Here is a 15,384-nt window from a genome sequence, read left to right on the forward strand (position 1 = left end):
AACCGCACAGGTTCAGTCAAAAAAGTCACGCACGCAAACCGCGTACGCCATTATTTTTCCAGATGCTGCACATCAATACGGCGACTGGCATCCAGCATCGACGCTTTAGCACGAATGCGCGCTTCCAGCTGATCGATCATGTCATTGTTGTCGAGACGATCGCGCTGACGCACACCATCTTCGTAGAAACCACTCTTCTTGCTGCCGCCGGTCACGCCCAGCGTAGAGAGAGTCGCCTCGCCGGGTCCGTTGACCACGCAGCCGATAATGGAGACATCCATCGGGGTGATGAGGTCTTCCAGACGCTGCTCCAGCGCGTTGACCGTGCCGATAACGTCGAACTCCTGACGTGAGCAGGTCGGACAGGCGATGAAGTTGATGCCACGAGAACGGATGCGCAGTGACTTGAGGATATCGAAACCGACTTTGACTTCTTCTACCGGATCGGCGGCCAGCGAGATACGCAGCGTATCGCCGATCCCTTCTGACAGCAGCAGACCCAGTCCAATCGCCGATTTCACTGCGCCAGCCCGCGCGCCGCCCGCTTCGGTGATACCGAGATGCAGTGGCTGTTCAATCTGTTTCGCCAGCAGACGATAAGATTCAACCGCGAGGAAAACGTCAGAGGCTTTAACGCTGACTTTGAATTGATCGAAGTTAAGACGGTCGAGATGATCGACATGACGCATGGCAGATTCCAGCAACGCCTGCGGCGTCGGCTCGCCATACTTTTCCTGCAGATCTTTCTCCAGCGAACCGGCGTTCACGCCAATTCGAATCGGAATATTGTTGTCGCGCGCGCAGTCGACCACCATACGGATGCGCTCATTGTTCCCGATGTTACCGGGATTGATGCGCAGGCAGTCGACGCCATACTCGGCGACTTTCAGGGCGATGCGGTAGTCAAAATGAATATCTGCAACCAGCGGGACGTTTACCTGCTGTTTGATCAGCCTGAATGCTTCTGCGGCATCCATGGTAGGCACCGAGATACGAACGATGTCGACACCGACTCGCTCAAGGGCTTTGATCTGATTTACCGTCGCCTCCACGTCAGTGGTGCGGGTGTTGGTCATCGACTGGACAGCGATGGGTGCGCCGTCACCGACCGGCACCTTGCCGACGTAAATGCGTTTGGATTTACGACGGATAATGGGTGCTTCGTTATGCATATTTCTTCTCCACAATTGCCCGGTACGCGATACGCTGTTATTGCGCACCCAACGTCAGGCGAGCAACCTGGTTATTACGGATAAAACGACTTAAATCAACGGGCTGATTCTGATATTGCACCTGAACAGCGGAAGGCGCGCCAATTTTCAGACGATACGGAGGCGTTCCTGCGAGGCTGAGTTTACCACCACTGCGCTGAATGCCGCTGAACAGTTTTTTGCCGGTGGCATCGCTCACTTCCAGCCAGCAGTCGGCGTTAAAGGTCATCACCACCGCATTAGGGTCAGCAGCCGGTTCACTGACCGCCGCTGCACCTACTGGCATCTGAGGTGCCGTGCTGGTATTGGTATTCGTGTTTGTGGCCGCAGGTGCAGCCGCTGAGTTGTCCACGGGCGCCTGGCTCGGTGAAACCACGGCATTGCTGGTGGTATCCGGCTGTGCGGTGGTCGCGCTATTGCTGCCAGTGGCGGCCGGAGCCGCACTCGCTGGCGCACTGGCTGCGCTGTTGTCACTGGTGGTATTGCTTTCGTCAGGTGCGGCAGGTGCCGCGCTGTCACCGCTGGATTCACCCAGCGGAATGGACTGGCCGCTATCACCGCTGCTGCTGTTCTGATCGGTCATCGGCACCAGATCATCCTGCGACTCTTTATGATTCTGCCACCACCAGGCACCGGTCAGGCCCACCACCACAAACACCACCAGCCAGGTGAAAATCATCAACCAGCCGTCGCGTTTCTTGCGGCGTTTGCCCAGCGAGAAACTTTGCATCGGCTCGATCTTTGAAGCCCGAATCGGTGTCTGTTTCGCCATCATCGGCAGCAGTTCCTCTTCAGGAATGTGCACCAGACGCGCGTAGGAGCGAATGTATCCGCGCAGGAACGTGGAGGCCAGATCGGCAGGCGATTTGTCTTCCTCAATATCACGCACGGTAGAAAGTTTCAGGCACAGGCGTTCAGCGACGTTCTGCTGCGTCAGCCCCATCTGCTCACGGGCCAGACGCAGGCGTTCACCTGTTGAATGTAATGCAGAGTTTTCTTGAGTGGCTTCAGTATTCATTAGCTAAATAACGCTGGTACTGTATCGATTGCGGAAAACGTCGCGCTAACTGGTCGCCATAACGTGAAACGTCAGCGGCATCTCCCTGTAGCGCGGCGAAACGTAAGTGTAACGCCAGACTTCGTGCCGTTGCGGGCAGCTGTTGCTGGTAAACATCAAGCAAAACCTGCACCTTCGCCAGATGGTTATCTGCCATCTGCTTTTCAGCTTCCGACAGCAGCGAATCAGCTTTGCGTCTGTCAGCCTCAATGGCCTGGCGTAGTGTCCTGCGGGCAGCGGCAATATCGCCAGCCTGCAGATAACAAAACCCTGCCAGTTCAAGCGCGTCATTGCGTGCATCAAACTGCGGTGCTGCGCTTGCCCGACTAAACTGTTGATGCGCTTCGCCATACTGCCTTAAAGCGCAGAGAAACGCACCGTAATTGTTAGCAACAAAACCATTATCCGGGGCCTGCTGCTGTGCCAGTATAAACCGTGCCTGCGCCGCTGTCTGATTACCCTGCTTCTGCGCCAGTCGAGCCAGCGCAAGCGAGACCCGGTAATCCTCTGGCGCGGCGGCCTGTGCCCGCAGAAAGTTTCGCTCAGCTGCGGCATAGTCGCCACCCGCCAGATAGTGCATCCCTAACTGCAGACGCACCTCTTCTGCTCCGGGTTCGTGATGCTGGCTGACACACCCGCTTACAACAAACAGCGCCAGTAAAACTGCAGGTAATCCGTTACGCATAATCGTTTCCATCCGCTTGACGTTGACAGGCTGCAGCCTGCCACGCGTCATCACTTCAGGAAACGCTCTGAGTCACTCTTCTAGAGAGCCTTCACAGAGATGGCTTCACCCGCCATTTTTTTACGCATCGTACGCTTGGTACGATCGATCACCTCACCGGCTAACTGACCACAGGCGGCATCGATATCGTCGCCACGGGTTTTACGCACGATGGTCGTAAAACCATAGTCCATCAGGACTTTGGAGAAACGATCGATGCGGCTGTTGGAGCTACGGCCATAAGGCGCGCCCGGGAAGGGGTTCCAGGGGATCAGGTTGATTTTACACGGTGTTTCTTTCAGTAATGCGGCGAGTTCATGCGCATCATCTGTGCTGTCATTGACGTGATCCAGCAACACATACTCAATGGTCACGCGTCCCTGATTGGCGTTGGATTTGCCAATGTAGCGTTTCACCGCCGCCAGGAAGGTTTCGATATTGTACTTTTTGTTGATCGGGACAATATCATCACGCAACTTATCGTTAGGCGCGTGCAGGGAAATCGCCAGCGCGACGTCGATCATATCGCCCAGTTTATCCAGCGCGGGCACCACACCCGAAGTGGAGAGGGTCACGCGACGCTTCGACAGACCAAAACCGAAGTCATCCAGCATGATCTCCATCGCCGGGACCACGTTATTGAGGTTGAGCAGCGGCTCGCCCATGCCCATCATCACCACGTTGGTGATAGGACGCTGGCCGGTGATTTTCGCTGCGCCGACAATTTTTGCCGCGCGCCACACCTGACCAATAATTTCTGACACCCGCAGGTTACGGTTAAAGCCCTGCTGTGCGGTCGAACAGAATTTACACTCCAGCGCACAACCCACCTGTGAAGAGACACAGAGCGTGGCGCGGTCCCCTTCCGGGATATAGACCGTTTCCACCAGCTGGTCGCCCACGCGAATGGCCCATTTGATGGTGCCGTCGGTAGAGCGCATCTCTTCTGCCACTTCTGGCGCACGGATCTCCGTCAGCTCCATCAGCCGGTTACGCAGCTTTTTGTTGATGTCGGTCATCTGCTCGAAGTCATCGCAGCAGTAGTGATAAATCCACTTCATGACCTGATCGGCGCGGAAAGGCTTTTCGCCCAGCGACAGGAAGAATTCGCGCATCTGCTGACGGTTGAGATCCAGCAGGTTTATTTTCTGGCTTTTGGGGGAGACGACAATAGGGGATGCGGACGCGGACGTCACAATCTGTTCGGACATAATATTCTCTGGCCTCGTTGTTACACGTTATGGCGCTGTTCAGGGATAGGTGAAAAAAATTGCGCCTTCATTAAGCTGAGTCAATGAAGGCGCAATATTGTACAACATCTGCAGCCTGATAACAGGCGGGAGTGACCTCCCCTACGCAGATTTTTGTAAAGCCGACGTAACGTTTATCGCCAGGCGATTAACGGGTACGTGGGCAGATTTCGTTTTCGCCAAAGAAATAAGCGATTTCGCGGGCAGCGGATTCAGCAGAATCTGAACCGTGCGTGGCGTTTTCGGTGAAGCTGTCAGCGTAGTCAGCACGCAGTGTGCCAGCCAGTGCGTTTGCCGGGTTAGTGGCACCCATCAGGTCACGGTGACGCTGAACGGCATTTTCACCTTCCAGCACGGAAACAACAACCGGGCCAGAGGTCATGAATTCAACCAGACCATCGAAGAATGGCTTGCCCTGGTGCTCAGCGTAAAAACCTTCAGCCTGCTCTTTGCTCAGCTGCAGCATTTTTGCGCCAACGATTTTGAAGCCAGCGCTTTCAAAACGGTTGTAGATAGCACCAATCACATTTTTAGCGACGGCGTTTGGCTTGATGATAGAAAAAGTACGTTCGATTGCCATGATGACCTCTGTCTTAACGTTCTGAAGAAACCGGTGGCGTCCGCCCCGGTTAAGAAACGGCGCCGATTATAGGGGCTGAGTCCGGCATTGCCTATCAGAGATCCCTAATTTGATGAAAATTCTTGATCTGAGTCGAAGCAGACGCGCCATAGTTATGATTTAGCGCAAAAAAGCGTCAGCCCCGGCTGAAGGTGACGGAGACAAGTTGCCCCTCTTCATCCATCACCACCAGCTGATACTCGCCCGGATGATCGAGCTGCAGCGACAGGCTGTCTGCGGCGTTCTGCGTCATCAGAGGCTCACCATTCAGGAACCACCAGCGCTGTGTGCCCTGCCCTCCCTGCACCGCAACCGGCATTGTCAGCGCGCTCCTGCCCGGCAGCGGTCTGACAATTTGCCCCTCAATCACGCCGGTAACGATCAGCGGTGCGCTGCTGCCCTGCTGTAACGGCGGACACCGGGCATCGACAGGGGGCAGACGTTGCGCCCGCCGCTCCTGAGGCGGCAGCCAGGCCTCCAGCGGCAGCGGCCAGACCAGCCGTTCATGGCGGGTGGCGTCGGGGCAGTCTGCTGCGACGCGCAGTCCCTGCGCATTCTGCCAGTAGCCCAGGCGTAATCCGCTGAGGCTCTCCTGACCGGGAGCCAGCAGTGTAGGCGGCAGCGTGTCGGCGGCAACCCAGCTTTGCCGCCGCTGGCGACAGTTTTCGTCTCCGGCGGGCAACGGCTGACCGCCAGGCCAGCAAATGGTCGCCACCGTCACCGAGGCCGGCCGCGGATCGCCCGGAACGTCACGTCTGCTGAGGCGACTCATCAGCAGGCTGTTGATCTGATTCATGACGGGCACGGCAGAGGCAAAACCAAACTGCCCGGCAACCGGCGTCGCATCCGGTCTTCCGACCCAGACGCCAATCAGATAACGGGGATTAATCCCCACCGACCAGGCGTCGCGGTAGCCATAACTGGTGCCGGTTTTCCAGGCCAGTGGCACCACATCGGGTACGCTGCCATTGCCCGCGGGCTGCGCTTCCCCGGCCAGGATACGCCGGATGATCCACGCCGACTCAGGCGAAAGCAGCGGCCGCTGCTGTAAGGGTTGATCGGGCATCCAGCGCAGCTGGCCGGCGTTGCCGTGGCGGGCAAAGGCGCTGTAGGCTGCCACGATCTCATCCATGCGCGCTCCGGTGCCGCCGAGAATCAGGGAAAGATTAGGTTCAGCGCCGGGGGGAAAACGTAAGTTGAGACCGACATTGCGCAGGCGCGCTGCAACGTTTTTCGGTCCCAGCGCCTCCAGAAGCTGCACCGCAGGCAGATTCAGCGACCGCACCAGTGCGTCACTGGCGCTGACCGGCCCGTGAAATCCGGTATCGAAGTTGCCTGGCCGGTAATCACCAAAGCGACGCGGCACATCCTGCAGCAGTGATTCAGCATGAATCAGCCCCTCATCCAGCGCCATGCCGTAAATAAAGGGTTTTAACACCGAGCCTGGCGAACGCACGCTGGCGATCATATCCACATGGCCAAAACGGCTGTCATCGGTAAAGTCAGCCGAGCCGACGTAGCCGCGAACCGCCATGGTGGTGTGATCCACCACCAGCATCGCCAGCGAGGTGCGTGGAGGAAGCTGATTTTTAACATTCAGCGCCAGGCTTTCCAGTTCGCGCTGCAGTGAGGGGTCGAGCGTAGAGACAATCTTATCGCTGTGGCTGATCGACAGCAGCCGCCGGGCCAGCAGCGGCGCCATCTGTGGCATCTGGCGCGGCGGCAGCCACACCGGCTCCTGACGGATTTCCGCCACCTGTTCAGCGGACCAGATGCGGTATTCCGCCAGCCGATCCAGCACTTTGTTGCGTGCGGCTTCTGCCCGCTCCGGCCAGCGATCGGGTCGCAGACGGCTGGGTGCCTGCGGCAAAACGGCCAGCAGCGCCGCCTCGCCCGGCGTCAGCTGTGACGGGGCTTTTCCCAGCCAGCTCCAGCTGGCCGCGCCCACCCCTTCCAGCGTGCCGCCAAAGGGCGCACGGTTAAGGTAGAGCGTCAGGATGTCACGTTTGGAAAGATGCCACTCCAGCTGCAGCGCCCGCCACGCCTGAATCAGCTTGCCGCGCAGCGTCCGGGGTTGCGGGTCGATAAGGCGTGCCACCTGCATGGTCAGCGTGCTGCCTCCGGAAATCACGCTCTGATGGCGCAGATCCTGCCAGGCGGCGCGCAGCAGAGCCAGGGGATTGATGCCGGGGTGATACCAGAACCAGCGATCTTCGTAGGTCAGCAGCGCCTGCAGATAGGCCGGAGCCACCTCCTCTGGCGTGACCGGATAGCGCCAGATCCCCTTGCTGTCAGCAAAGCGCCACAATGGTGTACCGTCGCTGGCAACAACCACCCGCGCAGGCTGCACCTGTTTAAGCGGCAACGGGAAAAGCCGATCCAGTCCCCATGTCGCCAGCCACAGCGCCAGAAAAAAAAGCGGCAGCGCGAGCCACCACTTTTTGATGCTGCTGACGTTTACCACGCGTCGCGTCACTTACTGAATATGCAGCTGCGACGGCGTGCTGCCGGTGGCGCGCCACTCCGGCACATACATCGACTCGACCTGCGGTGGTGGCATCAGATAGCGCCCCGGTGTGACCGCCCGCGCCAGGTAGACCAGCGTCGCGGGACGATAAGTATCCACCGCCAGTGCCGCCACAAAGCGATCGTCACGGAACTCAATGTGTCTGATGTCAGCCTGCTGCATGTCACCCATGCTCTCCTTCAGCGCATCCGCACTGTCGCCGAGGCTGGCGCTGCTGTCAGCCAGGTTCTGGTTTTCCAGCTCCAGACCGGCAGGCAGCAGATCCACCACCAGCGCATCGGTGATGCTGCGCTTCGACGAAACGGTCAGACGCACCACCAGCAACTCGCCGCTGCGCAGATTGCTGAGATCGGCGGCTTTGCCATCCAGCGTAAAGTATTCACGTTTTATCCCGAGCACATTGCTCTCCGGCTGTGGCGCGGCCAGCGGATAACCGGTGACATCCAGACGACCATACAGCGGCGCACTGCCCGGATTACTGATGGCTAAGCCCTGCAACAGTCGTTCAGCCCCCAGCCCTTTATTCAGTGGCGCATCACCCTGCAGAGGCTGTGCATTGCCCGACAGTTGCGCCTGCCAGCTTCCGCCCTGCGCACGCTGCAGCGTATGCGCCGCTAAATAGAGCGCGTTATTCTCCTGAGTCGAGAACCAGCGCTTGCCGTTGACCTCTTTTGACAGCGACAGCAGCAGACTATTCTGTAGATCGGGCTGCAGCTTATTCTCTGCTAACAGGGCTATCATCATCCCCTGATCGCGCACCGTGCTGCCATAGTCGCCATACCACTCTTTATCTGAGCGCGTCAGACTGGCACCCTGCATGATCGCAAGCGATGCGCGCTGCCCGTCACCCATCAGCTTCAGCGCCACGCCAAGCTGCATCAGCGCCAGACCGGAGCGGGCCTTGTCACGCTTTTCATACAATGCGCGCAGCGCACCCAGCGGCGCACGCTGCTGACGCGCCAGCACCAGTCCGGCGTAAGCCTGCACGCTGAACTGCAGCGCGGCGTTGTTATCACTGCCGCCGCCGCTGATCTGCGCGGGATCCTGCAGATAGCGCAGCAGCCGTGCGTTAGCGCGATCAACTACATTATCCGGCAGCGCATAGCCCGCCTCGCTGGCGCGAAGCAGGAAATCGGTCACGTAAGGCGTCAGCCAGAACTCCTCCTCACTCTGTTTGTCCCACAGCCCGAAGCTACCGTTGGCCCGCTGCATGCCCGCCAGACGGGCAATGCCGGTGTCGACGGCGGCCCGGCGCGCCTCGTCACTGCTGGTTTTTATCCCCATCGCGGTCAGCTCGGCATGGCTGGTGTAGAGCGACGGCCAGAGGCCGCTGGTGGTCTGTTCCAGACAGCCGTAGGGATAGGCGTAAAGCGCACTGATATAACTGGCGATATTGAGCGGCGGACGATTGCTCAGCGTCAGCTGTCCACTCAGGGTCTGAGCATCAAGGCCGGTAAACGCGGTTGCCGCGACCTGCCAGGGCTGATCGGAATTGATGACGGCATCGAAATTCAGCGTCCGGGCCGGATAAGGTGGTCTGACGCCGATTTTCCACTGCTGTTTGCTGGGCTTCACCTGCTCGCCCGGCAGGTTCAGACCGGAAATCTGCACGGCGACCTCACCATCACCAAAGCCGGTTTTCGCCGTGACCGGAATCTGAAGTGTGGTACGTGCGCCTTTGGCCAGCGTCACGCTCTGGCTGGCAGCCCCGGCCAGATCCACTAAGCCACTGCTGCTCAGATCTACGTTCAGGGTTTGCGGCAGATCGGTCAGGTTAGTGAGATCCAGCGCCAGTGAGGCTGTATCGCCGCTGGCAAGGAAGCGCGGGGTGGCCAGTTCGCTGATCAGCGGCGCCGCGACCACCAGTTTGCGCTCTGCCGCGCCGAAGCTGTCGTCGCTCCAGGCCTGAGTCATCAGCCGCAGTTCACCGTTAAAGGTCGGGATCGGCAGCGTAATCGATCCGTTGCCCTCTTTATCCAGTGTGACTGCCTGTAACTGCTGCGCCACGATATTGACGTGCGTCACCGGCTTTTTGCCGCCGCGCGTCATCGATTCATCTTCGCCATCACCACCAAAACGCAGCGCCGCGAGCCGGCCACCGCCTTCGATCAGCTGGCCAAAGACGTCGTACTGATCGACGTTGTAGCGTTTACGGCCAAAGAAAGCCTGCCACGGATCGGGCGTTTTAAAATCCGTCACGCTCAGAACGCCGCTGTCCACCGCTGACAGCAGTACATTCACTTTTTCAGGCAGCGGGCCGCCATCACGACTGGCGTGGACTTTTACCGTCAGGCGTTGCTCAGGACGGATTTTATCGGGCGCATCCAGCGTCAGATTTAAGCGGCGCGCCTCCGTCGCCATCGGCAGATGCAACAGCCCCACCGCGCGTTTTGGCGTTGCGCCACTGACCTTATCGCCGTCTCGCACCACGATGGCGCTGAAGTAGAGATCGTGACGCTGCCAGCTCTCAGCAACAGGGACATCCACCGTTGTGCCGCCCTTAGGTACGGTCAGTGGCTGCCACCAGAGCGTGCCGCTGCTCGACTCCACCATCAGGTAACCTTTACCGGCCGCCGGTGACTCAACCTGCAGATGCACGGTATCGCCCGGCTGGTAAGCCGCTTTATCCAGCTTCAGTCTGACCTGATCCGGGCGCAATGCCCCCGTTCCGTTGGTGTTATCCTGCCAGTCATAACCCGCCTGGAACCGGACGCTGCTGACGATCTTCTCGCCCGCCTGCACTTCCAGCCGGTAGTGGCCCCACTCGACCGGGAAGCTGACTTTGGTGCTGCCATCAGCCGGGACAGAGATGGCGCGTTCATCTTCCTGCAGATCCTTGTCGCTATACTGCGACTGCCAGCCTTCGCTGTCAGAGAAGCTCCAGTAGTAATCATGGCGTTCACGGATCAGGCGAACATCCAGCTTCTCTGCCGCCAGTTTTTTGCCCTGACTGTTGGCATAGACAATGTCGAATTCGGCCAGGCTCTGTTCCGGCACAGTCGGCTCATCGTGATAGCTGTCACTGCGGTAGTCATAAACCGCCTTGTTACCAAACAGCGGCCGGATACCTGGCAGCGCTTCAGCGGGCCAGATGGCCTGGGTGGCACGACGGGTGACCGGACGTCCGCCGGTTTCCAGCAGGCTGGCCTGCAGGATCAGATTGAGCGGGGAGTGGAGCTGATCCCACTGATTTTCTACCGTGAGTTGTGCTTTACCGCTGGCGTCGAGCTTGAGATCCACCTCATCCAGCGTGCGCTTTAACCCCTCTTCGGTGATGTCACCAAACTGGTAGCCTGGCAGTGCAGTCACCGCCTCGCGTGCCGGTCGAAGATAGAGTTGACCCTGTAGCGTGTTACCTGCTGCCGGGGCGCCATAGAGATAGCGCCCCTCAATACCGAACTCAACACTGGCATCAGCGGCCTGCGGCTGAGGGTCGTTTTTCAGGGTTAACGCCATACGCTCCGGCAGAAAATCTTCGACGTGAAACTTCCACTCTCGCTTGAGGTTATCGCCGGTATTCAGTCGCAACATCCAGTCGCCGGTCATGGCCGACGCGGGCAGCGCCAGTCGCTGCTGGTAGAATCCCGCTTCAGGCTGCCAGACAAAAGTCCGCATCACCTGGCCATCGGGCTGCACCAGCTCCGCTTTGATCGGCTGCGCGGGCAAGGGGTGTCCGTCGGCATCACGAAGCAGCGCATTCACGATGACCGTTTCGCCAGGACGATAGATATCGCGCGGACCAAAAACAAACAGCTGTTTGTCATAGCCCTGCGGCCCCGCGACCGGGAATTCAGCGAGATCCAGCGCCGGACGCGCCAGGTCGATCATTGAGGTCTGTTCTCCCTGAATTGCCAGCAGGAGCTTGCCTTTTTCATCCGCCTTGAGGCTCAGATGACCGGTACTGTCACTGGTTCCGCTTTGCAGCACCTGCCCCTTCTCATCCAGTAACCTGACGCTGACCCCGGAAAGCGGCTGACCGTCTGCCAGACTCTGGGCGAACAGTTCAAACCGGGTCGGGAAGCGATGCAGTGACAGGCCAATATCGCTCAGGGTGAAAAGCGTGGCGGGCTGGCTGTAGCGATAAGTACCGGCCTGCTTCATCACCGCCAGATAGACGCCCGGCTGCTGAAGTGCGGTAATGTCACGCATCGGCAGCTGCAATTTTTCACGCGTGTTACGCGCCGGGTTGAGCTCAAAGCGTCCGCTATAAACCAGCAGGCTGCTTTTCAGCAGCTCCTGCGACTGCCAGCTTGAGAGGTTGTTGCCGTAATTCCACTGCGAGAGAAATTCCGCCAGGCCGGCATTCTTTATCCGGAAGAAATCGACATCGACCTGGTCAACATTCAGCGCCAGCACCGGCAGTCCCTGGGTGATACGCAGCGGCAGCAGTGAACCGCGACTGGCAAAGCCCACCATCGGCTGGATATCACGGGTGGCGATTTTCTGACTGTAATCGGCGGGAAGCGTCTCTCCGCTGGCCGCGCGCAGTCCCGCATCCACCGTGACGGTGAAGTGACGCGACGGCTCGGGATGGCGGAAGCGCAACGTTTTGCGGTTAGCAGAAAGTTCCCAGCCGCCATCCACCCGGCCCTGTTTATCGTCGGTCAGCCTGACTTTTTGCGCGATATCCTGTTTATCATCAAGCGGCTGACTGAAGGTTAAGACCAGCGCAGCGGCATTATCAATCTGCAGTTCCGAGAGATCGATAATCGTCAGCGGTTTGCTGACCTGGGAGGTTGCGGGTGCTTCTGCCGCCTGGAGAGGCAAAACAGGTAACAGGGTCGCTGACAGCAGCGAGCCACCGATCAGCATGCTGAGCAGCAGCCGGGTATTGCGTTTCTTCATGGTAGTTCCTTCACCGGGACGCAGGGAGTGTCGTTTGATTACGCAGCGCAATTTCATATCAATGCTCGCATTTAATCAACGCTTCTCTTGAGATGGTGCGCACATTCCCTGACACTGGTATGACAGATTGCTGAGATGAGGTTGTTATGACGACGCCACTGTTTGTGTCCGCCGACTGGTTACAAGAGCACTACAACGATGAGCGGCTTCAGGTGCTGGATGCACGGTTGTTGCCACCCGGTATGGAAGCGGTTCGCGATATCCAGGCCGAATATCTGGCGGGTCATTTACCCGACGCCCCTTACTTCGATATTGAAGCGCTTTCCGATCACACCAGCCCTTACCCCCATATGCTGCCCCGCGCCGAAAGTTTTGCCGTCGCGATGCGTGAACTGGGTGTCAGCAGTGATAAGCACCTGGTGGTGTATGACGAGGGTAATCTCTTTTCTGCGCCACGCGCCTGGTGGATGCTGAAAACCTTTGGTGTGGCTCAGGTGTCGATTCTGGCCGGGGGCTTGCAGGGCTGGAAAGAAGCCGGTTTTGCGCTGGCAACCGGCGAAGTGAATCTGCCGGAAGGTGAGTTTGAGGCCCACGCAGATGAAAGCCGGGTGAAGCGCCTGACGGACGTACTGCTGATCAGCCATGAAGGCGGCGCACAGATTATTGATGCGCGTCCTGCCAATCGCTTTAACGCCGAAGTGGATGAACCACGTCCCGGATTGCATCGTGGCCATATTCCCAACAGCCTGAACGTGCCGTGGAACAGCCTGGTTGAACAGGGAAAACTCAAGCCGGAGGCGGAACTTCAGACGCTGTTTGCCGATGCGGGCGTCGATATTACCCAACCGGTGGTCGCCAGCTGTGGCTCAGGCGTGACGGCGGTGGTGGTGATTCTGGCGCTGACGGCGCTGGGCGCACGGGATGTCACACTGTATGACGGATCCTGGGGCGAATGGGGCAGTCGCGACGACTTACCTATCGCGAAATAAAAAACAGGCGGCCCATGAGCCGCCTGTTTACTTTGTTGTCTCAGATAATCCGCTCACTGCCCTTGAAGTCCCGCAGGAAACTGCCCCAGCGACGCTCATAGAATGGCGTGATGTGGGCGGTAAAGAAGTGGCTGATGCCGCGATCGTTCAGCGTCACCTCACAGATATCAACCGGCGCATCGTCCGGCAGCGTATCGGTTGCCACGCTGCCCGCCGCCTGAATGATCGTCTCAATATTGCTGTCCGCTTCAATGCCAATCAGCAGATTGGGCGCTTCGTCAGCCCGCTCACGGATACTGGCGATAAACGCGCGACGCACCTGCTTATGCTTGCTGAAGAGCTGAGTCAGTGAGTCGATCATCTGCGCAGGGGGTTCAGCCACCTCAGACAGCAATAGTGACTGTCCGCCTTCCAGCACGGTTTGCTGGCTTAGTGCACTGCCCTCTTCAGCCAGCAGATGGGTGATCTCGGCCGCAGTAAACTCTTTACCGGAAGGCAGTTTGGGATTGAGAAACAGCGTCTCGCCACGTGTAATCTCAAACAGCGTTCGTACCGGCAGACGCAGCCAGGACTGCTCACCGCTCACCGCTTCACTCATCGCCTCTTCTGACGTGAAAAAAGGAATGATGCTGCTGCCATCCTCTTTTTCCCAGTGCTGCAGATCAACGGGCGTGCTGGCATCAAGCTGTTGCGTGGTGCTTTCACCTGGCACCCACGCATCAGATTCCAGCAGCAGCTGAAAAAATTCGGGCCGATGGGCAGGCTCAATGGCCGCCAGCTTCAGCACCTCTTCAAGACGGTTCATAGTTTTCCTTTGAACAGCGGCGGCATCAGCCACCGCTGAGATCGGCTTATTTCAGTAACAGATTGGCGAGGGTACGCACGCCAAGACCTGTTGCACCCGCCGCCCACTGGTCAACTGCGCCTTTGCGATAGGTCGCGGAGCAGTCGATGTGCAGCCAGCCCTGCTGATAGTTACTGACGAAGTGTGACAGGAACGCTGCCGCGCTACTGGCACCCGCCGCATGTGACGGGCTGGCGATGTTATTGAGATCGGCGAAGTTAGACGGCAGATGGCTGCGATGGAATTCGGCCAGCGGCAGACGCCAGAAAGGTTCGTTTTCACTCACCGCGCTGCCCATCAGCGACTGTGCCATCACATCATCAAAGGTAAACAGCGCATGGTAATCGTTGCCCAGCGCCGTCTTAGCCGCACCGGTCAGCGTCGCAGCATCGATGATCATCGTCGGGTTCTGCTCGCTGGCGTCGATTAAACCGTCGGCCAGGACCAGACGCCCTTCCGCATCGGTGTTCATCACTTCCACCGATTTACCGTTGCGATAGCGAATAATGTCGCCCAGTTTAAAGGCGTTGCTGCTGACCATATTATCGGCACAGCAGAGGTAGAGTTTGACGCGCTTGTTAAGACCGCGCGAAATCGCCATGGCCAGCGCGCCGGTGACGGTCGCCGCGCCGCCCATGTCAGATTTCATTGAGTCCATGAAGCTGCTCTGCTTCAGGCTGTAGCCACCGGTATCAAAGGTAATGCCTTTACCGACCAGACAGGCGTAGACCGGGGCATCGTCGTCGCCGGTCGGGTTGTAATCGAGCGCCAGAAATACCGGCGGACGATTTGAACCGCGTCCAACGGTGTGCAGGCCCATATACCCCTGTACCCGCAGATCGTCGCCTTTGGTGATGCGATAGCTGACGGCGCTGCCGCCCACTTCACTGATCAGATCGACTGCATTGTGCGCCAGCTGTTCCGGCCCCAGATCTTCCGCGGGCAGGTTAATAACGTTGCGAACCCAGTCGATAATTTTCAGACGGCGATCAAACTCCGCCTGCTCATGTTCGCCCAGCGCCGGCCACTCAACCTGACGCTGGCCTTTCGGACCACGGAAGCCCTGCCAGAATGCCCAGCACTGCTCAAGGTGCCAGCCTTCGCCGGTCAGCGCCACATGGCGGATCCCCTGGCTGTCGATTTTGTGAGCCGCACGCTGAATGATATTCAGCGCATCCGCGCCGGTCAGATGCAGTGTCATGCCGCTGTCGTTGCTGCTGAGAATCGCTTTTTCGCCCCAGCGCGCATCGGCGGGCTGGCTGCTAAGCGTAATATTCATGGGTTGTGTGGTCATCGAAAAGCTCCATAATCGTTATCT

10 protein-coding genes are annotated in these 15,384 nt (G+C 58.5%); 1 reads left to right on the forward strand and 9 read right to left on the reverse strand.

Annotation, left to right across the window (positions count from 1 at the left end):
- Positions 1-50: 50 nt before the first annotated feature.
- The 7 genes from ispG to ACK13D_RS14460 form a co-directional block, all read right to left on the reverse strand.
- The gene (gene ispG, locus ACK13D_RS14430) at positions 51-1,172 is read right to left on the reverse strand and encodes a flavodoxin-dependent (E)-4-hydroxy-3-methylbut-2-enyl-diphosphate synthase (RefSeq protein WP_003848692.1); all 1,122 of its coding nucleotides are present in this window, start codon (positions 1,170-1,172) and stop codon (positions 51-53) included.
- A gap of 37 nt (positions 1,173-1,209) precedes the next feature.
- The gene (gene rodZ / locus ACK13D_RS14435; RefSeq protein ID WP_010257552.1) at positions 1,210-2,229 is read right to left on the reverse strand and encodes a cytoskeleton protein RodZ; all 1,020 of its coding nucleotides are present in this window, start codon (positions 2,227-2,229) and stop codon (positions 1,210-1,212) included.
- Positions 2,219-2,953 carry a type IV pilus biogenesis/stability protein PilW gene (gene pilW / locus ACK13D_RS14440; protein WP_029519436.1) on the reverse strand — a complete coding sequence of 245 codons (735 nt, stop codon included), beginning with the start codon at positions 2,951-2,953 and terminating at the stop codon, positions 2,219-2,221. Before pilW ends, rodZ begins: the two co-directional genes overlap by 11 nt.
- An 80-nt stretch (positions 2,954-3,033) precedes the next feature.
- Entirely contained in the window at positions 3,034-4,203 is a 1,170-nt protein-coding gene (locus ACK13D_RS14445; RefSeq protein ID WP_010257560.1) for a bifunctional tRNA (adenosine(37)-C2)-methyltransferase TrmG/ribosomal RNA large subunit methyltransferase RlmN, read from the reverse strand.
- 187 nt (positions 4,204-4,390) lie between these two features.
- The gene (ndk, locus tag ACK13D_RS14450) at positions 4,391-4,822 is read right to left on the reverse strand and encodes a nucleoside-diphosphate kinase (protein ID WP_003848684.1); all 432 of its coding nucleotides are present in this window, start codon (positions 4,820-4,822) and stop codon (positions 4,391-4,393) included.
- 175 nt (positions 4,823-4,997) lie between these two features.
- On the reverse strand, positions 4,998-7,337 hold the full coding sequence (gene pbpC, locus ACK13D_RS14455; RefSeq protein WP_256849944.1) for a peptidoglycan glycosyltransferase PbpC: 2,340 nt from the start codon (positions 7,335-7,337) through the stop codon (positions 4,998-5,000).
- Positions 7,338-12,233 carry an alpha-2-macroglobulin family protein gene (locus ACK13D_RS14460; protein WP_418796700.1) on the reverse strand — a complete coding sequence of 1,632 codons (4,896 nt, stop codon included), beginning with the start codon at positions 12,231-12,233 and terminating at the stop codon, positions 7,338-7,340. It lies immediately after the preceding gene.
- A 146-nt stretch (positions 12,234-12,379) separates the two neighbouring features.
- On the opposite strand from ACK13D_RS14460, the gene sseA reads away from it, so the two are divergent.
- The gene (gene sseA, locus ACK13D_RS14465; protein ID WP_010257579.1) at positions 12,380-13,222 is read left to right on the forward strand and encodes a 3-mercaptopyruvate sulfurtransferase; all 843 of its coding nucleotides are present in this window, start codon (positions 12,380-12,382) and stop codon (positions 13,220-13,222) included.
- Positions 13,223-13,262: 40 nt separating this feature from the next.
- Here the strand turns inward: sseA and sseB are convergent, their stop codons facing one another.
- Positions 13,263-14,027, reverse strand: coding sequence for an enhanced serine sensitivity protein SseB (sseB, locus tag ACK13D_RS14470; RefSeq protein WP_418796702.1), 765 nt, complete (start codon positions 14,025-14,027; stop codon positions 13,263-13,265).
- Between the two features lie 46 nt (positions 14,028-14,073).
- Complete coding sequence (gene pepB, locus ACK13D_RS14475) at positions 14,074-15,360, reverse strand: aminopeptidase PepB (protein ID WP_010257585.1); 1,287 nt, start codon at positions 15,358-15,360, stop codon at positions 14,074-14,076.
- Positions 15,361-15,384 lie beyond the last annotated feature (24 nt).

Source organism: Pantoea sp. K16, from assembly GCF_048452805.1.
In the GTDB taxonomy this organism is placed as follows: Bacteria; Pseudomonadota; Gammaproteobacteria; order Enterobacterales; family Enterobacteriaceae; genus Pantoea; species Pantoea agglomerans.

Excerpts from the sequence above, each read along its gene's own strand:
- ispG (WP_003848692.1), bottom strand. The coding sequence starts at position 1,172 with ATGCATAACGAAGCACCCATTATCCGTCGTAAATCCAAACGCATTTAC.
- rodZ (WP_010257552.1), bottom strand. The coding sequence starts at position 2,229 with ATGAATACTGAAGCCACTCAAGAAAACTCTGCATTACATTCAACAGGT.
- pilW (WP_029519436.1), bottom strand. The coding sequence starts at position 2,953 with ATGCGTAACGGATTACCTGCAGTTTTACTGGCGCTGTTTGTTGTAAGC.
- ACK13D_RS14445 (WP_010257560.1), bottom strand. The coding sequence starts at position 4,203 with ATGTCCGAACAGATTGTGACGTCCGCGTCCGCATCCCCTATTGTCGTC.
- ndk (WP_003848684.1), bottom strand. The coding sequence starts at position 4,822 with ATGGCAATCGAACGTACTTTTTCTATCATCAAGCCAAACGCCGTCGCT.
- ACK13D_RS14460 (WP_418796700.1), bottom strand. The coding sequence starts at position 12,233 with ATGAAGAAACGCAATACCCGGCTGCTGCTCAGCATGCTGATCGGTGGC.
- sseA (WP_010257579.1), top strand. The coding sequence starts at position 12,380 with ATGACGACGCCACTGTTTGTGTCCGCCGACTGGTTACAAGAGCACTAC.
- sseB (WP_418796702.1), bottom strand. The coding sequence starts at position 14,027 with ATGAACCGTCTTGAAGAGGTGCTGAAGCTGGCGGCCATTGAGCCTGCC.
- pepB (WP_010257585.1), bottom strand. The coding sequence starts at position 15,360 with ATGACCACACAACCCATGAATATTACGCTTAGCAGCCAGCCCGCCGAT.